This is a genomic window from Burkholderia lata (assembly GCF_902499335.1).
Taxonomy (GTDB): Bacteria; Pseudomonadota; Gammaproteobacteria; order Burkholderiales; family Burkholderiaceae; genus Burkholderia; species Burkholderia lata_B.
In genome coordinates this window covers 862,095-887,538 of sequence record NZ_CABVQK010000001.1, presented here as the reverse complement: position 1 = coordinate 887,538, position 25,444 = coordinate 862,095, and the positions used below count along the sequence as shown (strand labels likewise).

25 protein-coding genes are annotated in these 25,444 nt (G+C 66.8%); 11 read left to right on the top strand and 14 right to left on the bottom strand.

The window, feature by feature from the left end; genetic code table 11:
- Positions 1–230 precede the first annotated feature (230 nt).
- The 3 genes from BCO18175_RS04135 (at position 231) to BCO18175_RS04125 (ending at position 3,140) form a co-directional block, all read left to right on the top strand.
- Complete coding sequence (locus BCO18175_RS04135; RefSeq protein ID WP_174939381.1) at positions 231–1,268, top strand: ABC transporter substrate-binding protein; 1,038 nt, start codon at positions 231–233, stop codon at positions 1,266–1,268.
- 70 nt (positions 1,269–1,338) lie between these two features.
- Positions 1,339–2,304, top strand: a complete 966-nt coding sequence (locus BCO18175_RS04130) for an ABC transporter permease (RefSeq protein ID WP_174914165.1) — start codon at positions 1,339–1,341, stop codon at positions 2,302–2,304.
- 14 nt (positions 2,305–2,318) lie between these two features.
- Positions 2,319–3,140 (top strand): quaternary amine ABC transporter ATP-binding protein, encoded by an 822-nt coding sequence (locus BCO18175_RS04125; RefSeq protein ID WP_122948640.1) that lies wholly within the window; start codon positions 2,319–2,321, stop codon positions 3,138–3,140.
- A gap of 53 nt (positions 3,141–3,193) precedes the next feature.
- Here BCO18175_RS04125 and BCO18175_RS04120 read toward each other — a convergent pair whose 3' ends face one another.
- The gene (locus BCO18175_RS04120) at positions 3,194–3,487 is read right to left on the bottom strand and encodes a hypothetical protein (protein WP_174979526.1); all 294 of its coding nucleotides are present in this window, start codon (positions 3,485–3,487) and stop codon (positions 3,194–3,196) included.
- A 208-nt stretch (positions 3,488–3,695) separates the two neighbouring features.
- Here BCO18175_RS04120 and BCO18175_RS04115 point away from each other — a divergent pair, with 208 nt between their 5' ends.
- On the top strand, positions 3,696–4,805 hold the full coding sequence (locus BCO18175_RS04115; RefSeq protein ID WP_174979524.1) for a glycosyl hydrolase family 18 protein: 1,110 nt from the start codon (positions 3,696–3,698) through the stop codon (positions 4,803–4,805).
- Positions 4,806–4,852: 47 nt separating this feature from the next.
- Here the strand turns inward: BCO18175_RS04115 and BCO18175_RS04110 are convergent, their stop codons facing one another.
- The 5 genes from BCO18175_RS04110 to BCO18175_RS04090 all read right to left on the bottom strand — a co-directional run bounded on the left by BCO18175_RS04110 (position 4,853) and on the right by BCO18175_RS04090 (position 11,882).
- Entirely contained in the window at positions 4,853–6,520 is a 1,668-nt protein-coding gene (locus BCO18175_RS04110) for a GMC family oxidoreductase (RefSeq protein ID WP_174979522.1), read from the bottom strand.
- A gap of 15 nt (positions 6,521–6,535) precedes the next feature.
- Positions 6,536–7,753: a mandelate racemase/muconate lactonizing enzyme family protein gene (locus BCO18175_RS04105; protein WP_174979521.1), complete on the bottom strand. Its 1,218-nt coding sequence runs from the start codon at positions 7,751–7,753 to the stop codon at positions 6,536–6,538.
- A complete protein-coding gene (locus BCO18175_RS04100) occupies positions 7,750–9,072 on the bottom strand; it encodes an MFS transporter (protein WP_174979519.1) in 1,323 nt (440 codons plus the stop codon). Before BCO18175_RS04100 ends, BCO18175_RS04105 begins: the two co-directional genes overlap by 4 nt.
- A gap of 132 nt (positions 9,073–9,204) precedes the next feature.
- Entirely contained in the window at positions 9,205–10,629 is a 1,425-nt protein-coding gene (gene aldA / locus BCO18175_RS04095) for an aldehyde dehydrogenase (protein ID WP_174979518.1), read from the bottom strand.
- A 314-nt stretch (positions 10,630–10,943) separates the two neighbouring features.
- Positions 10,944–11,882, bottom strand: a complete 939-nt coding sequence (locus BCO18175_RS04090; protein ID WP_174979626.1) for a LysR substrate-binding domain-containing protein — start codon at positions 11,880–11,882, stop codon at positions 10,944–10,946.
- Between the two features lie 185 nt (positions 11,883–12,067).
- Between BCO18175_RS04090 and BCO18175_RS04085 the strand changes: the two genes are divergently transcribed.
- Positions 12,068–12,943, top strand: coding sequence for a LysR substrate-binding domain-containing protein (locus tag BCO18175_RS04085; RefSeq protein WP_174979516.1), 876 nt, complete (start codon positions 12,068–12,070; stop codon positions 12,941–12,943).
- Positions 12,944–13,107: 164 nt separating this feature from the next.
- Here the strand turns inward: BCO18175_RS04085 and BCO18175_RS04080 are convergent, their stop codons facing one another.
- From BCO18175_RS04080 to BCO18175_RS04070, 3 genes are all read right to left on the bottom strand, one after another.
- Positions 13,108–13,461, bottom strand: a complete 354-nt coding sequence (locus BCO18175_RS04080; RefSeq protein ID WP_174979514.1) for a hypothetical protein — start codon at positions 13,459–13,461, stop codon at positions 13,108–13,110.
- Positions 13,458–14,216, bottom strand: coding sequence for a hypothetical protein (locus tag BCO18175_RS04075; protein WP_174979513.1), 759 nt, complete (start codon positions 14,214–14,216; stop codon positions 13,458–13,460). Before BCO18175_RS04075 ends, BCO18175_RS04080 begins: the two co-directional genes overlap by 4 nt.
- 66 nt (positions 14,217–14,282) lie before the next feature.
- Positions 14,283–15,002 (bottom strand): hypothetical protein, encoded by a 720-nt coding sequence (locus BCO18175_RS04070; RefSeq protein WP_174979511.1) that lies wholly within the window; start codon positions 15,000–15,002, stop codon positions 14,283–14,285.
- A 231-nt stretch (positions 15,003–15,233) separates the two neighbouring features.
- Between BCO18175_RS04070 and BCO18175_RS04065 the strand changes: the two genes are divergently transcribed.
- Both BCO18175_RS04065 and BCO18175_RS04060 read left to right on the top strand, forming a co-directional pair.
- Positions 15,234–15,491: a type II toxin-antitoxin system ParD family antitoxin gene (locus BCO18175_RS04065; RefSeq protein ID WP_128845373.1), complete on the top strand. Its 258-nt coding sequence runs from the start codon at positions 15,234–15,236 to the stop codon at positions 15,489–15,491.
- A 2-nt stretch (positions 15,492–15,493) separates the two neighbouring features.
- A complete protein-coding gene (locus BCO18175_RS04060; protein WP_438820482.1) occupies positions 15,494–15,787 on the top strand; it encodes a type II toxin-antitoxin system RelE/ParE family toxin in 294 nt (97 codons plus the stop codon).
- A gap of 161 nt (positions 15,788–15,948) precedes the next feature.
- Here BCO18175_RS04060 and BCO18175_RS04055 read toward each other — a convergent pair whose 3' ends face one another.
- From BCO18175_RS04055 to fae, 4 genes are all read right to left on the bottom strand, one after another.
- Positions 15,949–17,283: an MFS transporter gene (locus BCO18175_RS04055; RefSeq protein ID WP_254607967.1), complete on the bottom strand. Its 1,335-nt coding sequence runs from the start codon at positions 17,281–17,283 to the stop codon at positions 15,949–15,951.
- A gap of 167 nt (positions 17,284–17,450) precedes the next feature.
- Complete coding sequence (locus BCO18175_RS04050; RefSeq protein ID WP_174979509.1) at positions 17,451–18,902, bottom strand: NAD-dependent succinate-semialdehyde dehydrogenase; 1,452 nt, start codon at positions 18,900–18,902, stop codon at positions 17,451–17,453.
- 46 nt (positions 18,903–18,948) lie between these two features.
- Entirely contained in the window at positions 18,949–19,971 is a 1,023-nt protein-coding gene (locus BCO18175_RS04045) for an aldo/keto reductase (protein ID WP_174914141.1), read from the bottom strand.
- 41 nt (positions 19,972–20,012) lie between these two features.
- Positions 20,013–20,537: a formaldehyde-activating enzyme gene (gene fae, locus BCO18175_RS04040; protein ID WP_174979508.1), complete on the bottom strand. Its 525-nt coding sequence runs from the start codon at positions 20,535–20,537 to the stop codon at positions 20,013–20,015.
- 326 nt (positions 20,538–20,863) lie between these two features.
- Between fae and BCO18175_RS04035 the strand changes: the two genes are divergently transcribed.
- The 3 genes from BCO18175_RS04035 to BCO18175_RS04025 all read left to right on the top strand — a co-directional run bounded on the left by BCO18175_RS04035 (position 20,864) and on the right by BCO18175_RS04025 (position 23,059).
- A complete protein-coding gene (locus BCO18175_RS04035) occupies positions 20,864–21,784 on the top strand; it encodes a LysR family transcriptional regulator (RefSeq protein ID WP_174914139.1) in 921 nt (306 codons plus the stop codon).
- 223 nt (positions 21,785–22,007) lie between these two features.
- Positions 22,008–22,358 (top strand): hypothetical protein, encoded by a 351-nt coding sequence (locus BCO18175_RS04030; RefSeq protein ID WP_174979506.1) that lies wholly within the window; start codon positions 22,008–22,010, stop codon positions 22,356–22,358.
- Positions 22,359–22,498: 140 nt separating this feature from the next.
- On the top strand, positions 22,499–23,059 hold the full coding sequence (locus tag BCO18175_RS04025) for a hypothetical protein (protein ID WP_174979504.1): 561 nt from the start codon (positions 22,499–22,501) through the stop codon (positions 23,057–23,059).
- Here BCO18175_RS04025 and BCO18175_RS04020 read toward each other — a convergent pair whose 3' ends face one another.
- Entirely contained in the window at positions 23,060–23,935 is an 876-nt protein-coding gene (locus BCO18175_RS04020) for a LysR family transcriptional regulator (protein ID WP_174968046.1), read from the bottom strand.
- 161 nt (positions 23,936–24,096) lie between these two features.
- On the opposite strand from BCO18175_RS04020, the gene BCO18175_RS04015 reads away from it, so the two are divergent.
- Positions 24,097–25,416 carry a DUF3422 family protein gene (locus tag BCO18175_RS04015; RefSeq protein ID WP_174968047.1) on the top strand — a complete coding sequence of 440 codons (1,320 nt, stop codon included), beginning with the start codon at positions 24,097–24,099 and terminating at the stop codon, positions 25,414–25,416.
- Positions 25,417–25,444: the final 28 nt, after the last annotated feature.

Genomic DNA, 25,444 nt, shown 5'->3' with positions numbered 1-25,444 from the left:
GACCGTGAGCGAGCTTGGGAAACTGGCCGGGAGGCCCGTCCGGCGGGCCTGACAGGGTGCTCTGGGATCGATTGGCGCTGCCGATTGCAATGATCGGAATTACTCGTTTCCCTAAACAAATTGGCGGCTGAAACATGCAGACTGACCGGACGTGACTGGATTCACGATTCGCCGGTCGCCGCGCATGCCGCGACGCACAAACAACAGATTCGATTTGGAGACGACCCACCATGCAGATTCGACGACTGAAAACGGTCCTTCTCGCCGCCGCGGCGATCCTGTCCGCGCCCGCGGCCCACGCGGCCGGCGGCGCGTGCGCCGACGGCAAGACGGTCCATTTCGCGGGCATCACGTGGGAAAGCGGGTCGTTCGCGACCGAAGTGCTGCGGCAGATCATGGAGAAGGGCTACGGCTGCAAGACGGACGTCGTGCCGGGCAGCACGGCCGCCACCGAAACGGCGCTCGCGCGCAACGACCTGCAGATCTGGGCCGAGCAATGGACGGGCCGCAGCGAGATCACCGCGAAGGCCGTGTCGTCGGGCGCCGTGAAGCTGATCGGCGACACGCTGCCGGGCGGCACGACGGAAGGCTGGTTCGTGCCCGACTACGTGGTGAAGGGCGATCCGGCGCGCAACATCAAGCCGGTCGCACCGGGGCTCGTGTCGGTCGACGATCTGCCGAAGTACAAGCAGGTGTTCGCCGACGAGGAGGAACCGGACAAGGGCCGTTTCCTGAACTGCCCGACGGGCTGGGATTGCGAGCGCGTGAACACGCGCCTCTTGCGCGTGCTGAAGCTCGACCAGTCGTACACGAATTTCCACCCGGGCACCGGTGCGGCGCTCGACGCGGCAATCGCGTCCGCATACCAGCGCGGCGCGCCGATCGTGTTCTATTACTGGGGCCCCGCCGCGCTGATGGCGAAATACAAGTTCACCGCGCTGAAGATGCCGACCTATAACGAAGCATGCTGGAAGACGTTGCGCGACGAGAGCAGCACGCACCAGTGCGCGTCGTCGTACATGGTGTCGCGGCTGACGGTGGGTGTGTCGAAGCCGTTCGCCGATGCGAACCCCGATCTCGTCGGCGTATTCGGCAAGGTGCGTTTCCCGATGGACTTCCTGAACCAGACGATCCTCGAGATGACCACGAAGAAGATCGACGGTGCGGCGATGGCCACGCAGTTCCTGAAGACTCGCCAGGACATGTGGAAGCAGTGGGTGCCGGCCGACGTCGCGCAGAAGATCGCCGGCAGCCTGAAGGGCGCGTAACCTGCGCGCGGCGGCGGGCCCGCGCCTGCCGCCGCCGTCACGCGCCTTCGCGGCGCGACGGAGAATCAACATGAACGGCTTCTTTCTGCACCTGTCGATCGCCGACTGGGTGAACAGCGCGCTCGAGACGTTCGTCGCGCAATACGGCGACGGCTTTCATCACTTCAGCGTGCTGGTGCTGCGCTACCTGCTCGTACCGCTCGAAGGCGCGCTGCGCGTGGCGCCGCCGTGGCTCGTGCTGCTGGTCGTCGGCGCGATCGCGTGGAATGCGACGCGCCGCATCGGCCTCGGTGTGCTCTTCATGCTGCTGCTCTACGCGATCGGCTGCTTCGGCCTGTGGGACAAGCTGATGCAGACACTCGCGCTGATGCTCGTCGCGACGGTGCTGTCGGTCGCGATCGGCGTGCCGGTCGGCATCCTCGCATCGCGCAGCGCATGGCTGCGCCGGATGCTGCTGCCCGTGCTCGACGTGATGCAGACGCTGCCGAGCTTCGTGTACCTGATCCCGGTGCTGATGCTGTTCGGCCTCGGCAAGGTGCCCGCGATCCTCGCGACGATCATCTACGCGCTGCCGCCGCTGATCCGCCTGACCGATCTCGGCATCCGCCAGGTCGATCCGGACGTGACGGAAGCCGCGCGCGCATTCGGCACGACGCGCTGGCAACTGCTCGTCAACGTGCAACTGCCGCTTGCGCGGGCGAGCATCATGGCCGGCATCAACCAGACGACGATGATGGCGCTGTCGATGGTCGTGATCGCGTCGATGATCGGTTCGCGCGGGCTCGGCGAGGACGTGCTCGCGGGCATCCAGACGCTCGACGTCGGCAAGGGCACGCAGGCCGGCCTCGCGATCGTGATTCTCGCGATCGTGATCGACCGGATCAGCCAGGGCTTCGGCCAGGAGCGCCGCGCACGGCGGCGGCTCGCGCAGCAGCGCCGGCAGAAGGGCGCGTCGCGCGTGCCGTACCGGCTGCCGCGCAAGGCGTCGTCGGCGGGCGTCGATTCGAATCAGGCGACGCAGTCGTCGCGTGCATAGGAACGGAGACAGACATGGCGACCATCGACGTCAAACACGTGTACAAGCTGTTCGGGCCGCAGGCCGCGCATGCGCGCGTGCTCGACCTGCTGCGCTCGGGCAAGCGCAAGGCCGACGTGCTGGCCGAAACGGGCTGCAACGTCGGGCTCAACGACGTGAGCCTCGGCATCGAGTCGGGCGAGATCTTCGTGATCATGGGGCTGTCGGGTTCCGGGAAATCGACGCTCGTGCGGCACTTCAACCGGCTGATCGAGCCGACGGCCGGCGAGATCGTGATCGACGGTAGCGACGTGATCAAGCTCGACGCGCACGGGCTGCGCGAGCTGCGCCGCTTCAAGGTCAGCATGGTGTTCCAAAACTTCGGGCTGCTGCCGCACCAGACCGTGCTCGACAACGCCGCGTATGCGCTGCGCACGCGCGGCGAGAAGCGGCACGATGCGGCCGAGGCCGCGCGCAACTGGCTGACGAAGGTCGGGCTCGACGGCTATGGCGATCACTATCCGGACGAGCTGTCGGGCGGGATGCGGCAGCGTGTCGGGCTGGCGCGCGCGCTGGCGGCCGATACCGATGTGCTGCTGATGGACGAGGCGTTTTCCGCACTCGATCCGCTGATCCGTACCGAGATGCAGGATCAGTTGCTCGAACTGCAGGCGACGCTGTCGAAGACGATCGTGTTCATCACGCACGATCTCGACGAAGCATTGCGCATCGGCGACCGGATCGCGATTTTGCGCGACGGTACGCTCGTGCAGGTCGGGACGCCGGACGATATCCTGTCGCGGCCGGCGGATGAGTATGTGCGGCGGTTCGTGGAGAAGCGGTCGAGTGTGAATTGACGTATCGCAGCGCAAGGCGAAAGGGCGGCACACGCGGTGCCGCCCTTTTGTGTTCATGCGCGCCGCATCTTCTTGCGTGAACCCGTGTCGCCGGTGCCCGCGCCGCGCTTGCCCGCGAGCGCGCGGTTGTCCAGCGCACGGCTCAGGCGGGCGAGATTCGCTTCTTCCCCGGCGAGACTGCGCTTGAGCGCATCCCGTTCTTTCCGGTGCTGGTCGACTTCCCGGCGCAGCGCGGAAAAATTCTCCTGCGTCGATTGGTCGTCCGGCGTCTGCGCCAGCGCCTCGCCCTGAAACAGCAGCAGGCCGGCACAGGTAGTGGCACGGACGTAGCGAAACGGTATGCGCATCACTGTGCATCTCCATGACCAGGCGGGTGTATCCCCATGTGACTCTCCTTCGGGGAAACGGCGCGATCCCTCGAGTCGTCCCGATGAAGCGCCTGTCAATGTGTACCCAATGCCGGCAGCACGGCTGCCTCCTCGTGCTGCGCATCCATTCAAGTTTCTGCTGGACGCACCGTTAATTTCGGCTACGAAAGAGCCTAACGGGACCGCCATGAAAGTAGTCAGCCTGATCTGCGCCGTTGGCGCCACGCTCGCATTATTCGGATGCGGCGGCGGTGACGGCGCGTCGGCAACGAGCACGGCCACACCAACGTCGAATGCGCCGGCCGCCGGCGCGCCTGCAGCCAGCGGCCCGGCCGCACCGCCACCGGTCGCCGCGCAGGCCAAACAGGTGCTCGGCTACTTTACCGGCACCAGCGACTCGATGAATTCCGCCACCGCAGCCGCCATACCGATCACCGCCGTGTCGCTGGACGTCATCCTAGTGGCGGCCGACGGCACGCTGAGCGGCACGCTTCCGGCGAACCTCATCGCAAGCGACGCGGCTGCCGGGCGGGCGTCGTATGCGAGCATTTCCAATTTCGGTGCGACGGACTTCGATCCGGCGATCGCCCACGGCGCCCTGGTGACCAACCGTGCCGCCGCGCTCCAGAACATCGTTGCGCTCGCCAGGACGGCGAACCTTACCGGTATCAATCTTGATTTCGAAGGCGTCGATCCTGCGGACCGCGATGCATACACCCGCTTCGTGACCGACCTGGCTGCACAATTGCACGCGATCCACTCCACGCTGGTGCTGAGCGTGCCTGCCAAGACGAGCGACGATTCGACCAACACATGGACGTGGCCCTACGATTACGCGGCGCTCGGCCGGAGCGCGGACCTGATCCAGGTGATGACCTACGACGAGACGGTTCCGGGCCGGACGCCGGGGCCGGTCGCGGGTAGCGACTGGATGCTGGCGTCGCTGCAATACGCGTCCGGGCAGATCCCGGCGAACAAGATCCTGCTGGGCTTGCCGGCCTACGGCTATGACTGGAACCTGACCGCTGGTACAGGTACGTCGGTCGCTTACAAGGACACGCCGGCCCTGCTCGCTTCGGCCGGCGCGACGCCGGAGTGGGACGCGGCGACCCAGGCCGCTCATATCCGCTACACCGCGGCGGACGGCAGCGCACATGAGTTCTGGTACGAGACGGCGCAGGGTATTCAGGCGAAAGCGCAGTTCGCGAAGACGCTCGATCTCGCCGGCGTGTCGATGTGGGCCCTGGGCGATGAGGCCCCGACCTTCTGGAGCGCGGTCACGGCAGCGCTCAATTGAGCTGCCGTGAACCGGAATGAAGCGGTGAGACTGAAATCCGCCGTGCGTCAGTGAGCTGCCGTTTCGCGTTCGTGCACCCGGGCCGCCGCCGTCTCGCCGTGCCCCGCATCCGCAAGAATCAAATCCGCGCCTTTCTCCGCGACCATCATCGTCGGCGCATTGATGTTGCCCGACGTGATGTTCGGGAACACCGACGCATCGACGATCCGCAGCGCCTGCAACCCGTGCACGCGCAGCGAGGCATCGACCACCGATGTCGCCGCGTCCGGGCCCATCGCGCACGAGCCGCACAGGTGATAGATCGACCCCGATTGCTCACGGAAGTACTGCAGCATCGCTTCGTCCGAATCGACCTGCGGCCCCGGCGAGATTTCCTCGACGGTCATCGACTTCAGCGCCGGCGCGCGCATCAGCGCACGAATTACCTTGCTGCCCTGCACGGCCTCGTCGAGATCCTTCTGCGTGGTGAGCGCGTTGATGTGGATCTTCGCGGCATCTTCCGCGCGGTTCGACGCGATCTCGATCGTGCCGCGGCTCGTCGGACGGCACGGGTTGAACGCGATCAGGAAGCCCGAATAAGGCTCGGGCTTGATGCTCGCGCGGTCGCTCTTCGGAATCCGGTACGACAGCGGGTTGAAGTAGAGCTGGATGTTCGGCTCCGACGCTCCGTCCGTGCCGCGGAAGAAGCCGCCCGCCTGGTTCACGCTCATCGCGAGCGGGCCGCGCTTCGTCAGCAGGTAGCGCAAGCCGATCTTCATCTTGCCGATGAGCGTCCCCATCTCGTCGTTCAGCGTCGGCCGGTTCGCCTTGAAGTAGAAGCTCACGCACAGGTGGTCCTGCAGGTTGCGGCCGACGGCCGGCAGCGCATGCACGAGCGGCACGCGCTCGCGCGCGAGCAACGACGGATCGCCGACGCCCGACAGTTGCAGCAGCTTCGGCGTATCGACCGCGCCGGCCGCGAGGATCACCTCGTGCCTGGCCACGAGCGTTTCGTCGCCGTGCTCGCCCGCGACGACCACGCCGGTCGCGCGCGTGCCGTCGAACGTCACGCGCCGCACGAGCACGCCAGAGCGCAGCGTGAGGTTCGCGCGGCCGAGCGCGGGGCGCAGGTACGCGAAGCTGCTGGAGCAGCGTTCGCCGTTTTTCGTGTTCAGGTCGTAGATGCCCGCGCCTTCGAACTGCGCGCCGTTGAAATCGTCGGTGCGCGGCAGGTTCAGTTGCCCGCAACCCTTCAGGAACTCGTGGACGATCGGATGCACGTCGGCCTTCATCGACGTGATGTGGATCGGCCCGGTCGCGCCGTGATGCTGAGGATCGGTCGTGCCGGCCGCATGGGTTTCGAGCTTGCGGAAGTACGGCAGCACGTCGTAGTACGCCCAGCCCGGATTGCCGGCATTCGCCCAGTCGTCGTAGTCGCTGCGCTGGCCGCGCACGTAGACCATCGCGTTGATCGAGCCCGATCCGCCGACCACCTTGCCGCGCGGGCAGTACAGCTTGCGGTCGGCGAGTTGCGCCTCGGGTTCGCTGTAGTACATCCAGTTGTAGCGGCGGTTGTAGTAGGTCTTCGTGAAGCCGACCGGCACCTTGAACCAGAACGATGCGTCGCGTTCGCCCGCTTCGAGCAGCAGCACCGAGTGCCGGCCCGATTCGCTCAGGCGGTTCGCCAGGATGCAGCCGGCCGAGCCTGCGCCGACGATGATGTAGTCGTAGCTCATGTCTGTCCTTTGCGCTCAGCCCTTCGCGGGGGCGAGATCCTTCACGTCGACGGGGTGTTCGCCCATCTGCAGGTGAAGCCGTTCGCCGGTGTACGGCGTGTGGCGCTTCACGACGTCCATGTCGAGCTCGATGCCGAGGCCCGGCTCGTTCGACGGGATGATGTAGCCGTCTTCCCAGCGGATCGGCGTCTTCACGACTTCCGCGTGGAAACCGCCCCACGTCATGATGCTTTCCTGGATCAGGAAGTTCGGCGTGCAGGTCGCGAGCTGGATGCTCGCGGCCGCGCCCACCGGCCCGTTGTACAGGTGCGGCGCGATCTGCGCGTAGTGCACTTCGGCGAGCGTCGCGATCTTCTTCGCTTCGAGCAGGCCACCCACGCGCGCGACGTTCAGTTGCAGGATCGACGCGCCACCGGCTTGCAGCAGCTTGTGGAATTCGTACTTGGTCGTCAGGCGCTCGCCGGTCGCGATTGGAATCGACGTGTGCCTTGCGACTTGCGCGATCGCTTCTTCCTGGCCGGGCGGCACGGGTTCCTCGAACCACAGCGGGTCGTATTTCTCGAGCCGCTTTGCGAGCCGGATTGCCGACGACGGCACCATCTGCCCGTGCGTGCCGAACAGCAGGTCGGCCTTGCTGCCGACGGCTTCGCGCACTTTTCGGCAGAACGTCTCGCAGCGGTCGAGCACTTCGAGCGACAGCTGGTGGCCCGAGTAGGCCGTGTACGGGCCGGCCGGATCGAACTTGACGGCCGTGAAGCCGAGCTTCACGTTCTCGGCCGCGCATTCGGCCGCGAGGTCGGGATCGTCGTAGTCGTATTCGCCCTTCGCGTTCTTCGGGTACAGGTAGGTGTATGAGCGCAGCCGTTCGTGGATCTTCCCGCCGAGCAGTTCATACACGGGCTTGCCGGCGGCCTTGCCGATGATGTCCCAGCACGCCATCTCGAGGCCGCTGACGACACCCATCATCGTGAGATCGGGCCGCTGCGTGAAGCCGCTCGAATAGGCCTGGCGGAACAGTCGCTCGACGTGATGCGGGTCGCGGTTCAGCAGGTGGCGTTCGAACACGTCGTCGATGATCGGGGCCATCGCCTTCGGGCCGAACGTCGCCGAGTAGATCTCGCCGACGCCTTCGATGCCGTCGTCGGTCTTCAGCTTCACGAAGATCCAGTACATCCCGCCGACATGCGGCGGCGGCACGGCGACGATATGGGTTTCGAGCGAAACGATCTTCATGCGGACTCCTGGATGCGGTTGAGGCGGTGTTTGAGGTATGCCGCGGCGCCCGCGCCGCAGAGCGCGATGGCCGCGATATAGCCGAAATAGAGCTGGTAGCCGTGCGCGCCCGGGTAGGTCTGCGTCACGTAGCCGTTGATCAGCGGCACGAACACGTCGGGCGAGTAGCCGAGCACCGAGATCAGGCCGATCGCGAGGCCCGCGCAATGCGTCGGCACCTTGCAGTCGTCGAGCAGCGACCAGTACAGGCCGCGGATCGCGTAGGTGAGGATGCCGATGAACAGCACGAGCACGACGAGCATCGCCTGCGGGCTGTGCGGGGGCGCGGCGATCAGCCCGACGAGCGACAGCGCGGCGAACACCAGCGCCCAGAACAGCACGGACACCTTGGACACGCGATCGCCGAGGAAGCCGCCGCCGATGCCGCCGACGGGGCGCATCCACAGCTTGAGCGTCGTGATGAAGCCGGCCGCCGTCGCGCTGAGCCCGAAATTGCCTTCGTGCAGGTACGCCGAGAAGCTGTAGGTCGCCCAGAACACCTGGTAGCCGCAGAACACGATCGCCGCGACGAGCCACAGCTCGGGGATCGCCGCGAGCGTCTTCAGGTCGGTCAGCACGTTGCCGCGGCGGCGATTCGTGGCCGCAGCGCGATCGCTCGTGTGCGACGGATCCTTCACCAGCGCGAGCAGCACGCCGAGCGCAATGCAGAAGAATGCGTACAGGTGGACGACGAGCGTGAAGCCGGCTGCATCGGTGCCGCCACGCGCCTGGGTCACGTACGCGAACAACGTGATCGCGATCGTCGCGAGCAGCGCCTCGACGAGCCCGCGGCCGCCGTCGAGCAGCCCGAAGAAGCGGCCCTGTTCGTCGGGGCCCGCGATCATGTTCACGCGCTTGATCACGGCGGCCCAGAACGTGAGGCCGGTGGTCAGCCCCCAGCCGCCGAAGATCAGCACGAGCGTGTTGAACGACGGCCCGGTCGCGTACACGAGCCCGAGCGCGCCGGTGGCGAGCAGCGAGAAGCAGATCAGCCAGCGCGGCGACAGGCGGTCGGCGAGCCAGCCGCTCGGCAGGTAGCTGATGAGGAAGATCGTGCCGAGCGACGAATACAGGTAGCCGAGCTGCACGTCGTCGATATGGAAGAACTGCAGCATCGTCGGCTGGTACACCTGCCGCAGATACAGCATCGGGTAGATCGCGCCCGCGGCAATCACGAGCAGCAGCAGTTGCAGGTAACGTTGTGCGCGCGAATGCTGCGACGGATGTGCGTCGTCGTGCAACGCGAGCGACGCGGCGGGCGTCGACGGTTGGGTCGGCATGATGTCTTCCTCCATGAGGCGTCCTTGAAGCGGACGCCTGCAGGTTCTTTATGTTCTGGCTGGATCAGGGGCGGCGCGCGCGGCGTGGTGTCTTGGTGCGCGCGCCGGAAACGGTGCGTCGGCGTTGCGGCGTCAGTACTTCATGACGACGAGGCGCGTCTGCGTGAATTCGAGCATCCCGTGCTTGCCGTCGTCGCCGCCGAGCCCCGAGCGCTTCCAGCCGGCGTGAAAGCCCTGGTACGGATCGGCCGGCGTGCGGTTCACGTACAGCTCGCCGGCTTCGATCGCGTTCGCGACGGTCATCGCGGTGCGGTAGTGCTCGGTGTAGAGCACCGACGACAGGCCGAACTGGTGGTCGTTCGCCTGCGCGATCGCTTCGTCGATCGTCGTGTAGCGCAGCACGGGCATGATCGGGCCGAAGGTTTCCTCCTGCACGATTTCCATGTCCTGCCGCACGCCGGTGAGCAGCGTGGCCGGGTAGAAGAAGCCGGGGCCGGCGGGGATCGCGCCGCCGGTCTCGAGCGTCGCGCCGGCCGCGATCGCGCGTTCGACCATCCCGTGGATGTGCGCGCGCGCCGAGGCACTGACGAGCGGGCCCATCCGCGTCGCGTCTTCGGCACGGTCGCCGATGCGCACGGCTGCCATCTTCTCCTTCAGCAGCGCGACGAAGCGGTCATGCACGCTGTCGTGCACGTACACGCGCTCGATGGCCGTGCAGAGCTGGCCGCAGTGCGTCGTCTTCGACGCGACGAGCGCGGCGGCCGCGCGTTCGAGGTCGGCGTCGGGCTCGATGATCGCGGGCGTCTTGCCGCCGAGTTCGAGCGACGGCTTCGCGATGTTCGCCTTGCAGTAGTCGAGCACCTTGCGGCCCGCGTTCACGCTGCCGGTCAGCGTGATCATGCCGACCGCCGGATGCGTGCACAGCGCTTCGGCCGTCGCGTGGTCCATCGTCAGGATGTTGACGACGCCCGGCGGGAAGCCGGCATCGTCGACAGCCTTCGCGATCTCGAACGCGGACACCGGCGTGTGGTTGCTCGGCCGCACGACCACGGTGTTGCCGGCGATCAGCGCGGGCGCGACCTTGCGCAGCAGCGTGTAGACGGGGTAGTTGAACGGGATCAGGCACGCGACGACGCCGATCGGCTCGCGCTGCAGGAACAGGTTCTCGTCGGGGGTGTCGCTCGGGATGATCTCGCCCTCGATCCGGCGCGCCCACTCGGCGTGGTAGCGCGTGATCTGGCCCGCGTAGACGGCTTCGTTCGATGCGTCCTCGACGCTCTTGCCGGATTCCTGAGCGAGCACCGCGCCGATCTCGGGCGCGCGCGCGGTCAGCGCGTCGGCGAAGCGGTGCAGGTACGCGGCGCGCTCGGCGCTCGGCAGCTTGCGCCACGCCTTCTGCGCGGCGGCCGCGGCGTCGACGGCGGCGAGCGCGTCGGCCGGCGTCGCGGCCGGCACGCGCGCGAACGGCGCTTCGGTGGCGGGATTGTGGACGACGATGAACGTGTCGCTTTCCGGGGCGACGAAACGGCCGTTCACGTAGTTGCGTTCGGTGCGCATGAAGTGACTCCTCCGATGAATGCAGGCGGGTCGCTTCGGGTGGCGACACGCGCGGCACGGGACAGAGGCCATTCTGTTCATGCGTTTAGCGCACGACAAACGACTTATTTTCGCGCCGAGCATGAGAAAAACGCACGTTACTCGACGAATCGGCTGGAATCGCCCGTCCGGCAAGGCGGCGGTGGCGCGGGCCGGCGGCAGGGCGGGGGAAGGCCTGTCGTATTTTCCGACGGGGCCGAATGCGGACGGGCGGGGAAGCCGGTAAGGTGTCGCCCGCGGCCGGTGATCGAAGCCGGCCGGGGACGGATCGCGCGCTAGGCCAGCGGCACTTGCGGCAGCGGCGACGACGGTTCGAGATGGCGTTTCGCGAGCCACACTTCCTGCTGCAGCCAGTCGCGGAACTGCACGATGTGCGGCAGGTTCGTCTGCTCGGGCCGCGTGACGAACCAGTACGACTGGTGGCCGTCGACGTGGACGTTGAGCACCTGCATCAGTTGCCCGGTCGCGAGTTCGCGCGCGACCATGTGACGGTCGGCGATCGTGATCCCGAGGCCGTCGATCGCCGCGCGGATCGCGTGGTCGAGCAGGTCGAATTCGTAGCCGCCGCGCGTGTCGACGTCGACGATGCCGGCTGCCTTCAGCCAGTGCTGCCACGTCAGGTAGCGCTGGTCGTCGGTGGCGAGCACGTGCAGCAGCGTGAAGCGGTTCAGGTCGATCGGCGCGCCGTCCTGCCGCAGCCGCGCATACAGCGCGGGCGCGCAGACGGCGATATGCTGCTCCTGCATCAGCAGTGCGTTGTCGAAGCCGTCCCATTCGCCGTCGCCGAACCGGATCGCGCAGTCGAGCACGCGCGATTCGCCGAGGCTGTCGTGAATGCGGGTCGTGAGGCTCAGCTCGAATTCGGGATGCGCGTCGCGCAGCCGGCCGAGGCGCGGCATCAGCCAGCGCGCGGCGAAGGTGGGCGGCACGTTCGCGCGCAGGCGGTTCAGGTGGGTTTTTTCCTGCAGGCTGCGCACGGTCAGCTCGATCTTGTCGAACGATTGCTGCAGCGCGCGCAGCAGCACGCGGCCGGCCGCCGTCAGTTCGAGCTGGTGATGGCGGCGCTCGAGCAGGGTTTCGCCGAGCTGGCCTTCGAGCTGGCGAACCTGGCGGCTCACCGCGCTCTGCGTCACGTTGAGCAGTTCGGCCGCACGCGTGAAGCTGCCGGTGCGGCCGGCCATCTCGAAGGCTTTCAGCGCATTCAGCGCCGGCATCTTGCGTCTCACGGGGCGGTGTCGTGTTTGGTGCGGGATGCTTATTGTAGGCGGGTGGCGCGGGCGCGGGGACGATGAATGGATGCGATGGAGGGCGCGCCGGGTTGCGACAAGGCTGCCCGCAGGAAGGCCGGCGATGCCGGCCGGCAACAACACGAACGATACGAACGAAAGGGACACACATCATGCGACGCCTGCCATCGTTGATCGCGCTGCGATTTTTCGAGGAGACCGCGCGTCACCTGAGCTTCAACCGCGCGGCGGTCTCGCTGTGCGTGACGCAGGGGGCGGTGAGCCGGCAGATCCGGCTGCTCGAGGAAGCGCTCGGCGCGCGGCTGTTCGAGCGCGATCACAAGGGCGTGCGCCTGACCGATGCCGGCCAGCGGTTGCTGCCGTTCGTCGGGCAGGCGTTCGACACGATCGAGCGCGGTGTAGGCGAAATCGCCGCCACGCGGCCGGGTGCGAAGCGGCGGCTGACGGTGTCGCTGCCGCCGACGTTCGCGACGCAGTGGTTTTCGCCGCGGCTCGGCACGCTCGCGGAGACGCTGCCCGACGTCGAGTTGTCGATCCGCACGGAGCCGGCCGACGATTGCCATTGCCACATTCGCTTCGGGCGCGCGGCGCGCTCCGGGATGCAGTCGGAGCTGCTGATGATGGAGCGGCATGCGCTCGTCGGCGCGCCGCGCTATCGCGGCGATGCGCTTGATGTGCTGCTCGGTCGGCTGCCGTCGCTGCATGTGCTGCACGAAGGCAAGCGCCTGGCGCTGTGGGCCGACTGGTGCGAGCAGGCGGGCGTGCCGCTGGCGCGAATCGGCGACGGCATCGAGTTTTCCACGCTCGAACAGGCGATCCGCGCGGCGCGCAAGGGCGCGGGGCTCGCGGTGGTCGACCTGAACATGATCGAGGAGGAGATCGGCGAAGGCAGCCTCGTGCGGCTGTCGCCGGTGCAGCCGATCGGGCCGTTCGGGTATTGGCTCGATGTCGAGCCGGAGAGCGTCGCGGTCGAGCCGGTGGTCGCGTTTGCTGCGTGGTTGCGGGAGCAGGCGGGGAGGAGGGGGTAGGGGGATGGGGACGCGGCTGATTCCTCCGTGGAAACAATCGGATCAGTACGCGCCTGTCGTGCAGTTCTCGGGGTGTTGGCGTCTGTCAACGATCGTTACCAGGAACCGTGAAAGTCACGATCGTTGACGGCCCGGGCCATGGGGCTTCTTCTCGTCGTTGCCGGTTACCGGTCGGGGTCGTGCCCGAAGTGCATGAGTGTTTCCCGGCGCCCCCAGAATTCTATGTCGGCGATCGTTTCGACCGGCATCTGGCACTTCGAGAGATCGATACGCCCGACGTTGAAGACGGCGCGTCGCGGCGGGGATACCGGCATGTCGTCCGGCCGCGTGTCGCGCCCGACGGCGGACTTGCACATGACGCGTGCCAGGCTGTGATGGAGTTCGTTTGCGACGAGTGCATCGAGGAGTTGCCTGGCTTCGGAGCTGAGGGCGAGACGATGCCGGCTCGCTGGCCGGCCGCGCTTCGCCGTGGGGCGCGTGATCCGGAATCCGGCAATCGGCGTGTGCTTTGCGTTCATTCGTAAATCCCCTTTTCGATCAAGTATCTTTGCAGTGCCTGCACGGACGTGCCGTGCGGTGTGACGTCGAATGTCATCCAGCGATGTGATCCCGTTACGCGCCAGAAATCTCTCCCGAATCGCGTTGCATAAAGCGCACGCAGCGACCGGAGCGATCCGTCGGCAAGACCGACCGGGTGCCCCTGGAAATACTGGAACAGCGCCGCTTCATCACCGCGCTTGTCGGGAATGGGCGCGTCGAAACCGAATCGTGGCCATGCGTAGTACCCGAATAGCCGGCGCCCGCCCGGTTTGGGCGCTGCCTTCCGGCCGCCCGCTGCGAATGCAATGATTCGGGTGATGCTCAACGTATCAGACGCCCTGGCGATCCGCCACAGCATCGCCGCGCCGAATCCCGCGATTGCGTGATCGACGAGATCGATTGTCTTCAGTTCGAGTAGGGATGTGTCCGATTCTCGACGTACCGACACGCGGTTTTCGGATCGGATCCAGGTGGGGTTCGTGACCGAGAGGGTCAACTGGCCTCTGCTGTCGAGATAGGCTTGAATGTCCGATCCGGCAGGCGCTCCGCACAACGAAACGAGCAGTTCGTCGGGGACGTCGCCGTTCACACCAAGAAACGTGGAGATATCAAGATCGTTTCGATTGACCTCGAGCCGATCGTCGAAGTACGTCGTCTCGTACGGCAGGACATGACCGAGATCGACAGGTGGAGCGGGCATGGCTTCCGGCGATGAGTGGAAAGCCCCCAGCATATAGGCGCGAAACCGGCGGGCAGAGTCCGCCAAATGGCTAATCGCGAGACGGAGCGGCCGCCCGCGCTACGACCAGTCGAACGTCAGCAGCGCCACTCGGCTGACCGGCTCGTAAAACAAGAGAATCCAGTCCGCCCCCATCGCGCGATATTCCCACCCGGTCACACCGGCGACGAAGCGAAAGCGCGCGCCGTCGGGGCCGATCGGCCGGATGTTGTCGGGATCGCTGTCGTCGACCGGAAAGTCGGAGGTGCCCGACCAGTTGCCCCAGCCGACTGTTCCGCCGAGCTGGTCGATCAGGTTGCACGGTTTTTCCTGGCTGAAATCGCGCTCGTCCGGCGCGTACTGGTTCGACGAGTAGAGCACGCCGTATTCGGCGAACCGCTTGCGCGCGCCTTCGATGCTGGCCTGTTGCTCGGCGTAGTGCGCCTCCAGTTCCGCGCGATAGCCCGCGTCATGTGCGCCGGGCGGGTTTTCCAGATAGAAGTAGCGCGGGTCGCCGAGCAGCGTGTAGCGGTTGTTCTCGTCGAGCCGGAATGCGATCCAGTTCGCGCGCAGATAGTCGTTGTGGTACGCGGTGGTGTCCTGCCCGACGAGCCCGTCGTACGGTTCGATGGGGCTGAGCAGGTGGATCCAGCCATCCCACGACGGATTGACCGCCGACAGGTCGATCGACACGAGCGGATGCAGGTGGCGTGCGAGTGCGGCATGGGGCTCGGCAAAGACGTCGGCGTCGGACGGATAGACCTTCAGGCTGGGTTGTGGCGTGACGATGTCTTCAATCATGATCGGTGTCCGCACGGTGAGGTTCCGGCAAGGCTACACGAGTGAAGGCGAAAACCGGATGAATGCCGGCGCTACAGCAGCTTGCCCGAAGCCCGTCCCGTTCCGTTCCGTCCATCCGCCCGATCGGCCGTGAAAGCATTCGCGCCAGATCCTCTGGAGGTGTCTTGTTGATAATAGTTGATAACCGGGATACGCTTGATGGATCGAATTCAATCCGGTCGGGAGGTCGACATGATCAGTGCGGAACTGGGCCAGCAGCTGGAGGCTTACGTCGCGAAGCTGGTCGAATCGGGGCGCTACGGATCCAAGAGCGAAGTGCTTCGCGAAGGCGTGCGCCTGATCCAGGATCGCGAAGCTCAACTGAATGCGCTGGACGCGGTGATCGCGCGCAGCCTGGCCGATGCGGAAGCAGGACGCGGCGCCGACGCGGCGGAAGTCTTCGATCGTCTCGAGGCGAAGTATCGCGCCCAGGCGGATCGTCAGGCCTGACCGTGCGCCTGTCCGATTTTGCGATTGCCGAACTCGAAGCGATCGCCGATTACATCGCACGCGACAATCCGCAACGCGCCGTGACATTCGTGCGGGAGATTCGCGACAAATGCCTGAGCCTGGCCGGGATGCCGCTGGCGTTTCCGCTGGTGCCTCGCTTCGAGCGTCACGGCGTGCGCCACCGCGTGTACGGCAACTACCAGATCTTCTATCGGGTCGTCGGCGATCCGCCGACGCGGATCGACATTCTTCACATCCTGCACGGCGCGCGGGACTACGCGTCGATCCTGTTTTGAGCGAATGCACGCATCGCATCGCGTCCGGAATGAACGAACCCGGCCGCGGCCGGGCTCGTTCGAATCGAACGCAGCATCGCCGCAGCGTATCGGCGGCGCGTCGATGCGCAAGCCTTGACTGAGCGCGACGAAGCAGGCGGGCACGCAACCCACCGCCCTCGTCAATGCCCCGACGCCTCCTCCAGCGTCAGGTGCTTCGTCTCCGGTGCCCATGCGATCGACACGATCATCCCCACCAGCAGCACGCCCGCGAGCGCGAACATCGTCGCGTGAAAGCCGAGCGTCGCGATACCGACCGGCAGCAGGAACGTGCCGATCGCCGAACCGAGCCGGCTGCACGCGATCGCGAGACCCACGCCGCTCGCACGCACCTCGGTCGGAAAGCACTCCGGCGGGAACACGCCGACGAGATTGCTGAACGCCGACATCGTCAGCGTGAAGATCGCGAACGCGACGATCATCGCGATGGCCGCCGACGATGGCAGCACCGCCAGCGCGACGAGCGACGCGCACGTCACCGCGAACGAGCCGATCAGGAAGCCGCGCCGCGACAGCCGGATCGTCAGCCAGATGCCGATCAGCGCGCCGAGCACGAGGAAGCCGTTCAGCAGCAGGTCGGCGCCGAAACCTTCGGCGAGGCCGATCGTCTTCAGGATCGTCGGCAGGAACGTGTAGATCGCGAAATACGGAATCACGAGGCACACGAAGAACGCGCAGTTGAAAATCGTGCGGCGGATCAGGTCACGCTGGAACAGTCGCGCGAAGCCGATATTCGCATGCGGATCGGCCGAACCGTCGAGCATCACGTGCGGCCCGAAATGCTTCGCGACGATCGCGCGCGCTTCCTGCACGCGGCCCCTGCCGAGCAGCCAGCGCGGCGATTCGGGCGTGCCGATCCGCAGCACCAGCACGATCAGCGCAGGCAACGCAGCCGACGCGAGCAGCCAGCGCCAGGCGTCCGGCGTGACGTCGCTGTACGCGAGGCCGAGCACGTTCGCGGCGACATAGCCGATTGTCCAGATCACGCTGAACGAGCCGAGCAGCGCACCGCGATGCTTGCGCGGCGAGAACTCGGCGAGGATCGCGTGGCCGACCGTGAAGTCGCCGCCCATCCCGAAGCCGATCAGCACGCGCAGCATGCACAGTTCGAGCGGCGACGTGACGAAGAACTGCGCGAACGCGGCCGCCGTGATGATCACGAAGCTCGTCAGGAAGATCTTCTGCCGGCCCATGCGGTCGGACAGCCAGCCGAACACGAGGCTGCCGAAGAAGATGCCGATCAGCGCCGAACTGCCGATCATCCCCATCCAGAACGCGTCGATCGGCATCTGCTTGCCGAGCGCGGCGAGTGCATAGCCGATCGTGCCGAGCGTGTAGCCCTCGGTGAAATGCGCGCCGAACGTCAGGCCGGCGATCTTCACGTGGAAGCGGTTGAGCGGCACGTCGTCGAGCGCGACGGGGCGGTGCGGCGCATCGGCGCCACGCGACAGCGGCAATGCGCGCACGGTGCCGGATTGAACGTTGGCTTGAGTCAAGCTGCCTCCTGGATTGTTATCGGGCGCACGGCGGCGCACGCAGGCGGAACGCCGCCGCGAGTGCCGTGCGAGGCGCCGCGCGGCCGGACGGCGCGCGGCGCGGATCGACCGCGGGGAGCGGCCGGTGGTCAGCGGCCGAGGCCGGCCATCAGCGTGTACTTGAGTTCCACGTATTCGTCGAGGCCGTACTTCGAGCCTTCGCGGCCGAGCCCCGATTGCTTGACGCCGCCGAACGGCGCGACTTCGGTCGAGATGATCCCGTCGTTGACGCCGACCATCCCGCTTTCGAGCGCGCCAGACACGCGCCACGCACGGCCGAGGTCGCGCGTGTAGAAGTACGCGGACAGCCCGAACGGCGTGTCGTTGGCCGCGGCCACGGCCTCTTCCTCGGTCGTGAAGCGGAAGCAGCCGGCGACGGGGCCGAAGGTTTCCTCTTCGGCGATCAGCATGTCGGCCGTCATGCCGGTCAGCACGGTCGGCTCGTAGAACGTGCCGCCGAGCGCATGACGCTTGCCGCCGGTGAGCGCGTGCGCGCCCTTCGCGGTGGCGTCGGCCACATGCCGTTCGACCTTGCCGAGCGCCGCTTCGTTGATCAACGGCCCCTGGTCGACTTCACCCGCGAGCGCGTTGCCGACGCGCAGCTTGCGCACCGCGTCCGCGAGCTTGCGTGTGAACGCGTCGTACACGCCGTCCTGCACGAGGAAGCGGTTCACGCACACGCAGGTCTGGCCCGTGTTGCGGAACTTCGACGCGATCGCGCCCTCGACCGCCGCATCGAGATCGGCATCGTCGAACACGACGAACGGCGCGTTGCCGCCGAGTTCGAGCGACAGCTTCTTCAGCGTGTCGGCCGACTGCTTCGCGAGCAGCTTGCCGACCCGCGTCGAGCCCGTGAACGACAGCTTGCGCACGACGGACGAACTCGTCAGCGTCTCGCCGATCGCGACCGCGTCGCCCGACACGACGTTGAACACGCCGGCCGGCACGCCCGCGCGCTCGGCGAGCACCGCGAGCGCGAACGCCGACAGCGGCGTTTCCTCCGACGGCTTCAGCACCATCGTGCAGCCGGCCGCGAGCGCGGGGCCGGCCTTGCGCGTGATCATCGCCAGCGGGAAATTCCACGGCGTGATCGCCGCGACGACGCCGACCGGCTCGCGCGTGACGACGATCTGCGAATTCGGCTTCGGGCTCGGGATCACGTCGCCGTACATGCGCTTCGCTTCTTCCGCGAACCATTCGAGAAAGCTCGCCGCGTATGCGACTTCGCCGCGCGCTTCCGCGAGCGGCTTGCCTTGCTCGCGCGTCAGCAGCTCGGCGAGCGCATCCCGGTTTTCGAGCATCAGCTCGCCCCAGCGCTTCACGCGGGCGCCGCGTTCCTTTGCGGTCAGTGCGCGCCACGCGGGAAACGCGTGCGCGGCGGCGTCGATCGCGCGTTGCGTGTCGTCGGCGCCGCCTTTCGCGACCTTCGCGATCGTGTCGCCGGTCGCGGGGTTCAACACCGGATAGGTTGCATCGCTCGCGCCATGCGATTCATGCCATTCGCCGCCGATGAAATGGCCGGTCCTCAGAAATTCGTTCATTGTGTGTCGTTCCTTCAATGCCTCGGAGCTTCAGTGCGTCGGTCCTTCAGTCCGTCGCGAAACTGCCCTGCGCCGGACGCGACTCGCGCGCGATGCGCTTGCCGGCCGTGTAGTCGTTGATCAGGTCGCACGGCGTGTAGTTGCGTTCCAGCTCGTGCAGCTCTTCTTCGGTGAGCTGCGTTTCGAGCGCGCCGAGCGCGCTGTCGAACTGCGCGACGGAATCCGCGCCGACCAGCATGCTCGCGATGCCGGGGCGGCTCAGCACCCACGCCTGCGCGATCTGCGCGGGCGGCACGCCGCGGCGCTTCGCGACCTTCGCGACCGATTCCGCGATCGCGAGCGAAGACGCATCGCCATACATCTGCGCGGTGAAGAAGTCGGTCTGGTTGCGCGTCGATTGCGGCTCGCAAGTGAGCAGGCCGCGCGCGAGCGGGCTGAACACCGATACGCCGACGCCCTGGTCGATGCAGTACGGCACCATCTCGCGCTCTTCCTCGCGATACGCGAGGTTCAGCTGCAGCTGCATGTTGATCGGCTTGTCCCAGCCGTTTCGTTCGCAGGCCTGCATGATCTTCGCGAACTGCCACGTGTACATCGTCGATACGCCGATATAGCGCGCCTTGCCCGCGCGCACGATGTCGTGCATCGCGCTCATCGTTTCCTCGACGGGCGTGTTCACGTCGAAGAAGTGCAGCATGAAGATGTCGACGTAATCCATCCCGAGCCGCTTCAGCGACCCGTCGATGCCGTCGAGCACATGCTTGCGCGAATGGCCGCCCGCGTTCGGATAGCTGCCCATGTCGTAGCCGACCTTGGTCGTCACGACGAGCTCCTCGCGGCGCGCGTTGCGCTTCAGGATGCGGCCGACCACTTCCTCGCCGACGCCCGTCGAATAGAAATCCGCGAGATCGATGAAGTTGACGCCGGCGTCGAGCGCGCGGCGCACGATCGGCTCGCTCTGCGCTTCGTCGAAGATCCAGGGCTTCCATTCAGGGGTGCCCATGTTCATCGTGCCGAGACACAGGCGGGACACCTTCAGGCCGGACTGGCCGAGGCGGACGTATTCCATGTTTCCTCCAGGTGCGGCCTTGTGTCGGCCGCTTGTCGTCGTCAGTTTTTCTTCGGGGTGTAGAACGGGTTCGACACGTCGCGCGCGGCGGCGAATACGGCGTCGCGATGCGGCAGCCCTTCCATCGCGGCGACGATCGCGCTGCGGCACGCGCGATAGTTGTTCTCGAACACGGCGTCGAGATCGTCGGTCTGCGGGTTCACCCAGTTCGCCGACACGACGACCCAGTCGTTCTCCGCTTCGGGCGGCAGCGTGCCGTTCTCGAGCGCTTCGGCCACGGCCTTCGCGATGCCGGCCTGCGATGCGCCCCACGTGGCATTGCCATGGAAATCGTTGGCGATCTGCGCCTTGTTTACATAGAGCGTGAGCGGCTTGGTCGGCACGCCCGGCTGCGCGATCACGACGAACGGCGCGTGGCCGGCCGACGGCGTCGCGAGTGCGGTGGCGAATGCCTGGCCCGCCGGGCCGTTGCGCGGGCCGACCAGCACGTTGATGTGCGCGAGGTTGACGCCGGGGCCTTCGAAGCCTTCGCCGATGTAAAGCTGCCTGGGTTGGGATGCGGTCATTGCGGTGTCTCGTCGTTGAAGTTGGGTGTGAGGCGATTGTGGTGGGCCGCGGCACGGCCGGTGAATCGATGTTTTCTGATCGGGCTATGAGTTTTCGTCGTCTCCGGGAAAGCCCTGGGTCCGGCTCGCGGGCGCCCGCCGCGCGGGCCTCGGCCGATGTCGTGACGGCGGGCGGGGCGGGATCGGCGGGCGGACATTCGCGTACCGGCTCCGGGTTTGTCATACCCGGGCAGGGGTTGGAGGGCCGGGCGCATCTGGACAACAATCGGCGTACTCCGAGCCCTATCTTTCGTCTTCCCTTCTTTTTTCGAAAGCGAGTAATTTCGATGGCTGCCATTCAAAAGCCCGATTGGTCGAAGCTCAGTTCGCTCGATCCGGAGCTGATCCGGGCATTCGTCGCCGTGGTCGAGAGCGGCGGCTTCACCGCGGCGGCCCGGCAACTGCATCGCACGCAATCGACGATCAGCCTGCGCATCCGCACGCTCGAGGAGCGACTCGACACGCACCTGTTCATGCGCAACAGCCGGCGGCTCGAACTGTCGCGCGACGGCGAGAACTTCCTGATCCATGCGCGCCGGATCATCCAGGTGCAGAACGACGCGATCCTCGCGCTGAAGCAGGCGAGCAGCGACCGCGGTGTCGTGCGCTTCGGGCTGCCCGAGGACTACGCGGAGCTGTGGCTGCCCGACCTGCTGAAGTCGTTCTATGCGATGCGGCCGGGCGCGCGCCTGCACGTGCATTGCCGGATGTCGCTCGAACTGCTCGAACGGCTGCAGGCCGGCGAGCTCGACGTGGCGCTCGTCGTACGGCATGGGCCCGGCGCGGGCGGGCGGGTGCTCGGCCGGCACGACGTCGTGTGGGCCGCGCACCGCGACTTCGCGCTCGACAGCCATGCGTCGGTGCCGCTCGCGCTGTTCCCGGAAACGTGCTGCTACCGGCAGCGCGGGCTGCAGGCGCTCGCGACGGCCGACCGGTCGTTTCATGTCGTCTACACGAGCCAGAGCCCGACCGGCATCAAGATCGCGGTGAACCACGGCGCGGCCGTAACGATGATCGATCGCTGCACGCTGCCCGAGAACTGGCGCGTGCTCGACGAGGCGGACGGCTTTCCGTCGCTGCCGGCGGCCGATCTCGAACTGCATCGCTCGCCGGGCATCTGCGATCCGCTGACCGACGATCTGGTGTCGCTGATCGAATCGATGGTCGACGAGCGGCGGCGCGCGTCGCTCGAGGCGTTCGCCGCGTAACGGAGCGAATGCAGGGGCGAACGCAGCGCAGGCGAGGTTGACGCGAGCCGTGGCGCACAACCGCCGCGCACGCATGACGACAGCAAGGCCGGCCGCCGGCCGGTGACGTGTTGTGTCCCCATGCCGTTTTTTGCATCGGCGGCGCGTTTTTTTGCACGACGTTTATGCGGTCTCTTCTAAGCTGGGGATGTGTCGAACAGCCGAGACGGCTTCCGTCCGCTCCATGACCTTCATTCATCCCGTTCCCGCCTTCGATGTCGCCGGCCGCCGGTTGCGCGCCGGCGCACGCAACAACGTCATTCCGTTCCCGCCGCCGCGCCCGCGCCTGCAGTTGCCCGTCACCTTGACGGCCGATTCCGGCGAACACGCGCACGCGCGCCTCGCGGCGCTGCTGCATTCCCCGCTCGGCGTGTACGTCGTCAGCGCGCGTGCCGTGCGCGACGTGGTTCACGTCCACTTCGACATCGCACCGGAAGACCTGGATTTCACGCTGCACATGCTGATCGCGCAGCAGGCCGATGCGGTGATCGGGCCGGTTGCGCGCCGTTTGCGTCTCGGGCCGAAGGCGCGGTGAAGCGGCGGCGGGCGTTGCCCGTTCGCTTGTGCGTCGTGTGATCCGCCGCCCGATCGCCGGTCGCCGTGCCGTCCGCCCTCGGATAGCGGACAGGCGAGCGACACCGCGTGCGCGGCGCCGATCCTGAATACGGAGTGTCCATGTACCTCGCGGAAGAAGTGCCGGTCGCTCGGCCGGCAAACCGTCGCGTACGGACGGCGTCGCTGCCGTCGGGCCAGCAGCTCGCGCGTCAGCTCGTGACGACGGTGCGCGTGGCCGAAGTGCTGCTGCATCAGGCGATCGTCGTGCCCGACAGGCATCAGTGGTCGGTCGACACCGAGCGGGTCGACGCGGACGGCGGGCCGCTCGCGGCGTGGGAAACCTGCGTGACCTGGCGGATCGGCAAGGTGTTCGCCGCGACGGTGAGCCCGGCCGCGCGCGTCAACGATCGCGACCAGGTCGCGGTCGAGATCCGGCTCTGTCTGCCCGAACAGGACTATGTGGCCGGGCGGCGCGTGAGCACCTTCGGCCTGCGCCACGGCAACCGGTTCGGCGCGACGCTGTCGGTCGCGTCGGGTGCGCAGTGGGGCTGGCAACGCACCGAGCACCTCGCACCGGAACACGCGCAGGTGCGCGGCGATACGCTCGAAGCGCTCGTCGATGCGGTGGCCGCGAACGTCAACGCGGCGCTGGGCGCGGCCGGGTTCGGCGCGATGCGCTGATCACGCGTCGCCGGTTTGCCCGGTCTGCCGCTGCAGGTCTTCCATCAGCTGTTCCGCGAGAAAGTCGCACGGCGGCCGTTTCGATTTCGTGCTGCGCGCGAGGATCAGCTCGAGCGGCGGCAGGTCGGGCAGCCCGTGCGTGCGGCCGAGCATCGACAGTTGCGCGGGAATCGCGCAGCGCGCGAGCGGCGCGACCGCGAGGCCGGCCTCGACCATGCTGAGCAGCCCCAGCAGGCTCGGGCTTTCATAGGAGGTGCGGTACGGTACCTTCGCGCGCTCCAGGCTGCGGATCGCGTTCTCGCGCGCGACGCTGCCCGGCATGAACACCGCGATCGGCAGCGGCCGCTCTTCCCACACGCGTGGCCCGTTCGTCATCGCGGCCCACGCCATCGGCTCGTGGCGGATGAAGTCGCCGGACAGCCCCTTGATGCGCGTGCCGCACACGAGATCGACGGTGCCGTCCTTGATCAGCGGCGCGAGCGCGCTGCTCGGCAGCCCCATCACCTGGATCTCGACTTTCGGGTAGGTCGCCGAGAATTTCTTGAGGACCGACGGCAGCAGCGACGACGCATAGTCGTCCGGCACGCCGATCACGACCTTGCCGGTCACTTCCGGCCGTACCACGGCCGCCCAGGCCTCGTCGCGCAGCGCCAGCATTCGTCTGGCGAATCCCAGCAGCACCTCGCCTTCGCGCGTCAGCACGATGCTGCGCGGCTTGCGCACGAACAGCGGCCGGCCGATCGCGTCTTCCAGGCTCTTGATCTGCATGCTGACGGCCGACTGCGAGCGGTTCACGGCCTCGGCGGCGCGGGTCATGTTGCCGGTTTCCGCGACGGCGACGACGGTGGCCAGCACGTCGTGATCGAGCATCTTCATGGGTATCAGGAAAACTGAACGTAACGATCAGCATTATGCGTTTTTATTGTTGCTGTGTGTCTGCCATAGTGCGATCACGCTGACGTTTCGCCCGAGGGTGGCGCGGCGTTCGGGCCGGTCGATCCGGCGTGCAGGACTGAACAGGAAAGCGTGGTGTATCGATGATGGACCATCCGTTGCGCGCCGCACTGGCCGCGGAATTGCATGCCCGGCCGTTCCTGCGGCTCGCCGAAGCCGTGTCGCTCACGCATTACGCGATCTATGCGGACGGCCAGCCCGACATCCACGAAACGCTGCTGCACGCGCTGTGCCGCGATACCGGCATCCCCGCGCCGCACGAAGGCGCGACACACTATGCGGTGCAGTCGCCGAGCGGCTGGCACCTGAAGTGGGAGCGCCATACCGAATTCTCGACCTTCACGTTCGTCGCGCCGCGTCGCGACACCGGCTATTTCGACGATCTCGCGATCGAAGGCATTCCGGCCGCGTGGTTCGCGCGGCTGGCCGGCATCCGTTTCGTCGCGGTGCGCATGGAACTGCTGACCGGCGATGCAGCGCGGCTCGTCTGCGGCGACCTGCGCCGCTGGATCGACGGCCCCGCGCTCGTGGGCAGCAACGTGCTCGGCGGCGGCAAGGTGTTCTGCGACTGGCACGTGCGCGACGACGGCTTCATGCGCTTTCTCGTCGTCGACGAGGATTTCCGCGAGGAGCAGGGCGGCCGGCTGCTGCAGCGCCTGTATGAAATCGAAACGTACCGGATGATGGCGCTGCTGGCGCTGCCCGTCGCGCGCCGGATGAGCCGCGAGCTCGACGAGATCCACGCGGCGCTGCACGCGTTGATGCAGCGGATGGACGCGAGCGGCGCGGACGGCGACGATACGGCGCTGCTCGTCAAGCTCACGCATCTCGCGGTGCGGGTCGAATCGCTGTCGGGATCGGGCGCGCGCTTCAGCGCGTCGCGGGCGTACGAAAAGCTCGTGCTGGCGCGTATCCACGAGCTGCGCGAGGAGCGCATCGAAGGAATGCCGACGATCGCCGAATTCATGGAGCGGCGCTTTGCGCCCGCGATGGAAACCTGCCGCAGCGTATGGGCGCGCCACGAGCAGATCGCCGCACGGATCGCGCGGGCGGTCGACCTGCTGCGCACGCGCGTGAACCTCGCGCAGGAAAAGGACGTGACGCGCCTGCTGGCGGGCATGGAGCGCACCGCGCGCAATCAGCTTCATCTGCAGCACGCGGTCGAAGGGCTGTCGGTGGCGGCCATTTCGTACTACGTGCTGTCGCTCGCGACGGCGGCGTTCAAGGCGCTGCACGTGATGAACCTGCCGGTCGATCCCGAACTGGCGGAAGGCCTGCTGATCGCGCCGGTCGTGTTCGCGGTGATTCACATCACGCGGCGCACGCGTGCGCAGCTGGCACGATCGGAGGCCGCGCATGACGGCACGCCGGTGCATGCGGCGGCATTGAAGCAAGTCGGTTAGAACATCTAAAACATGATCAGGTAAAGGA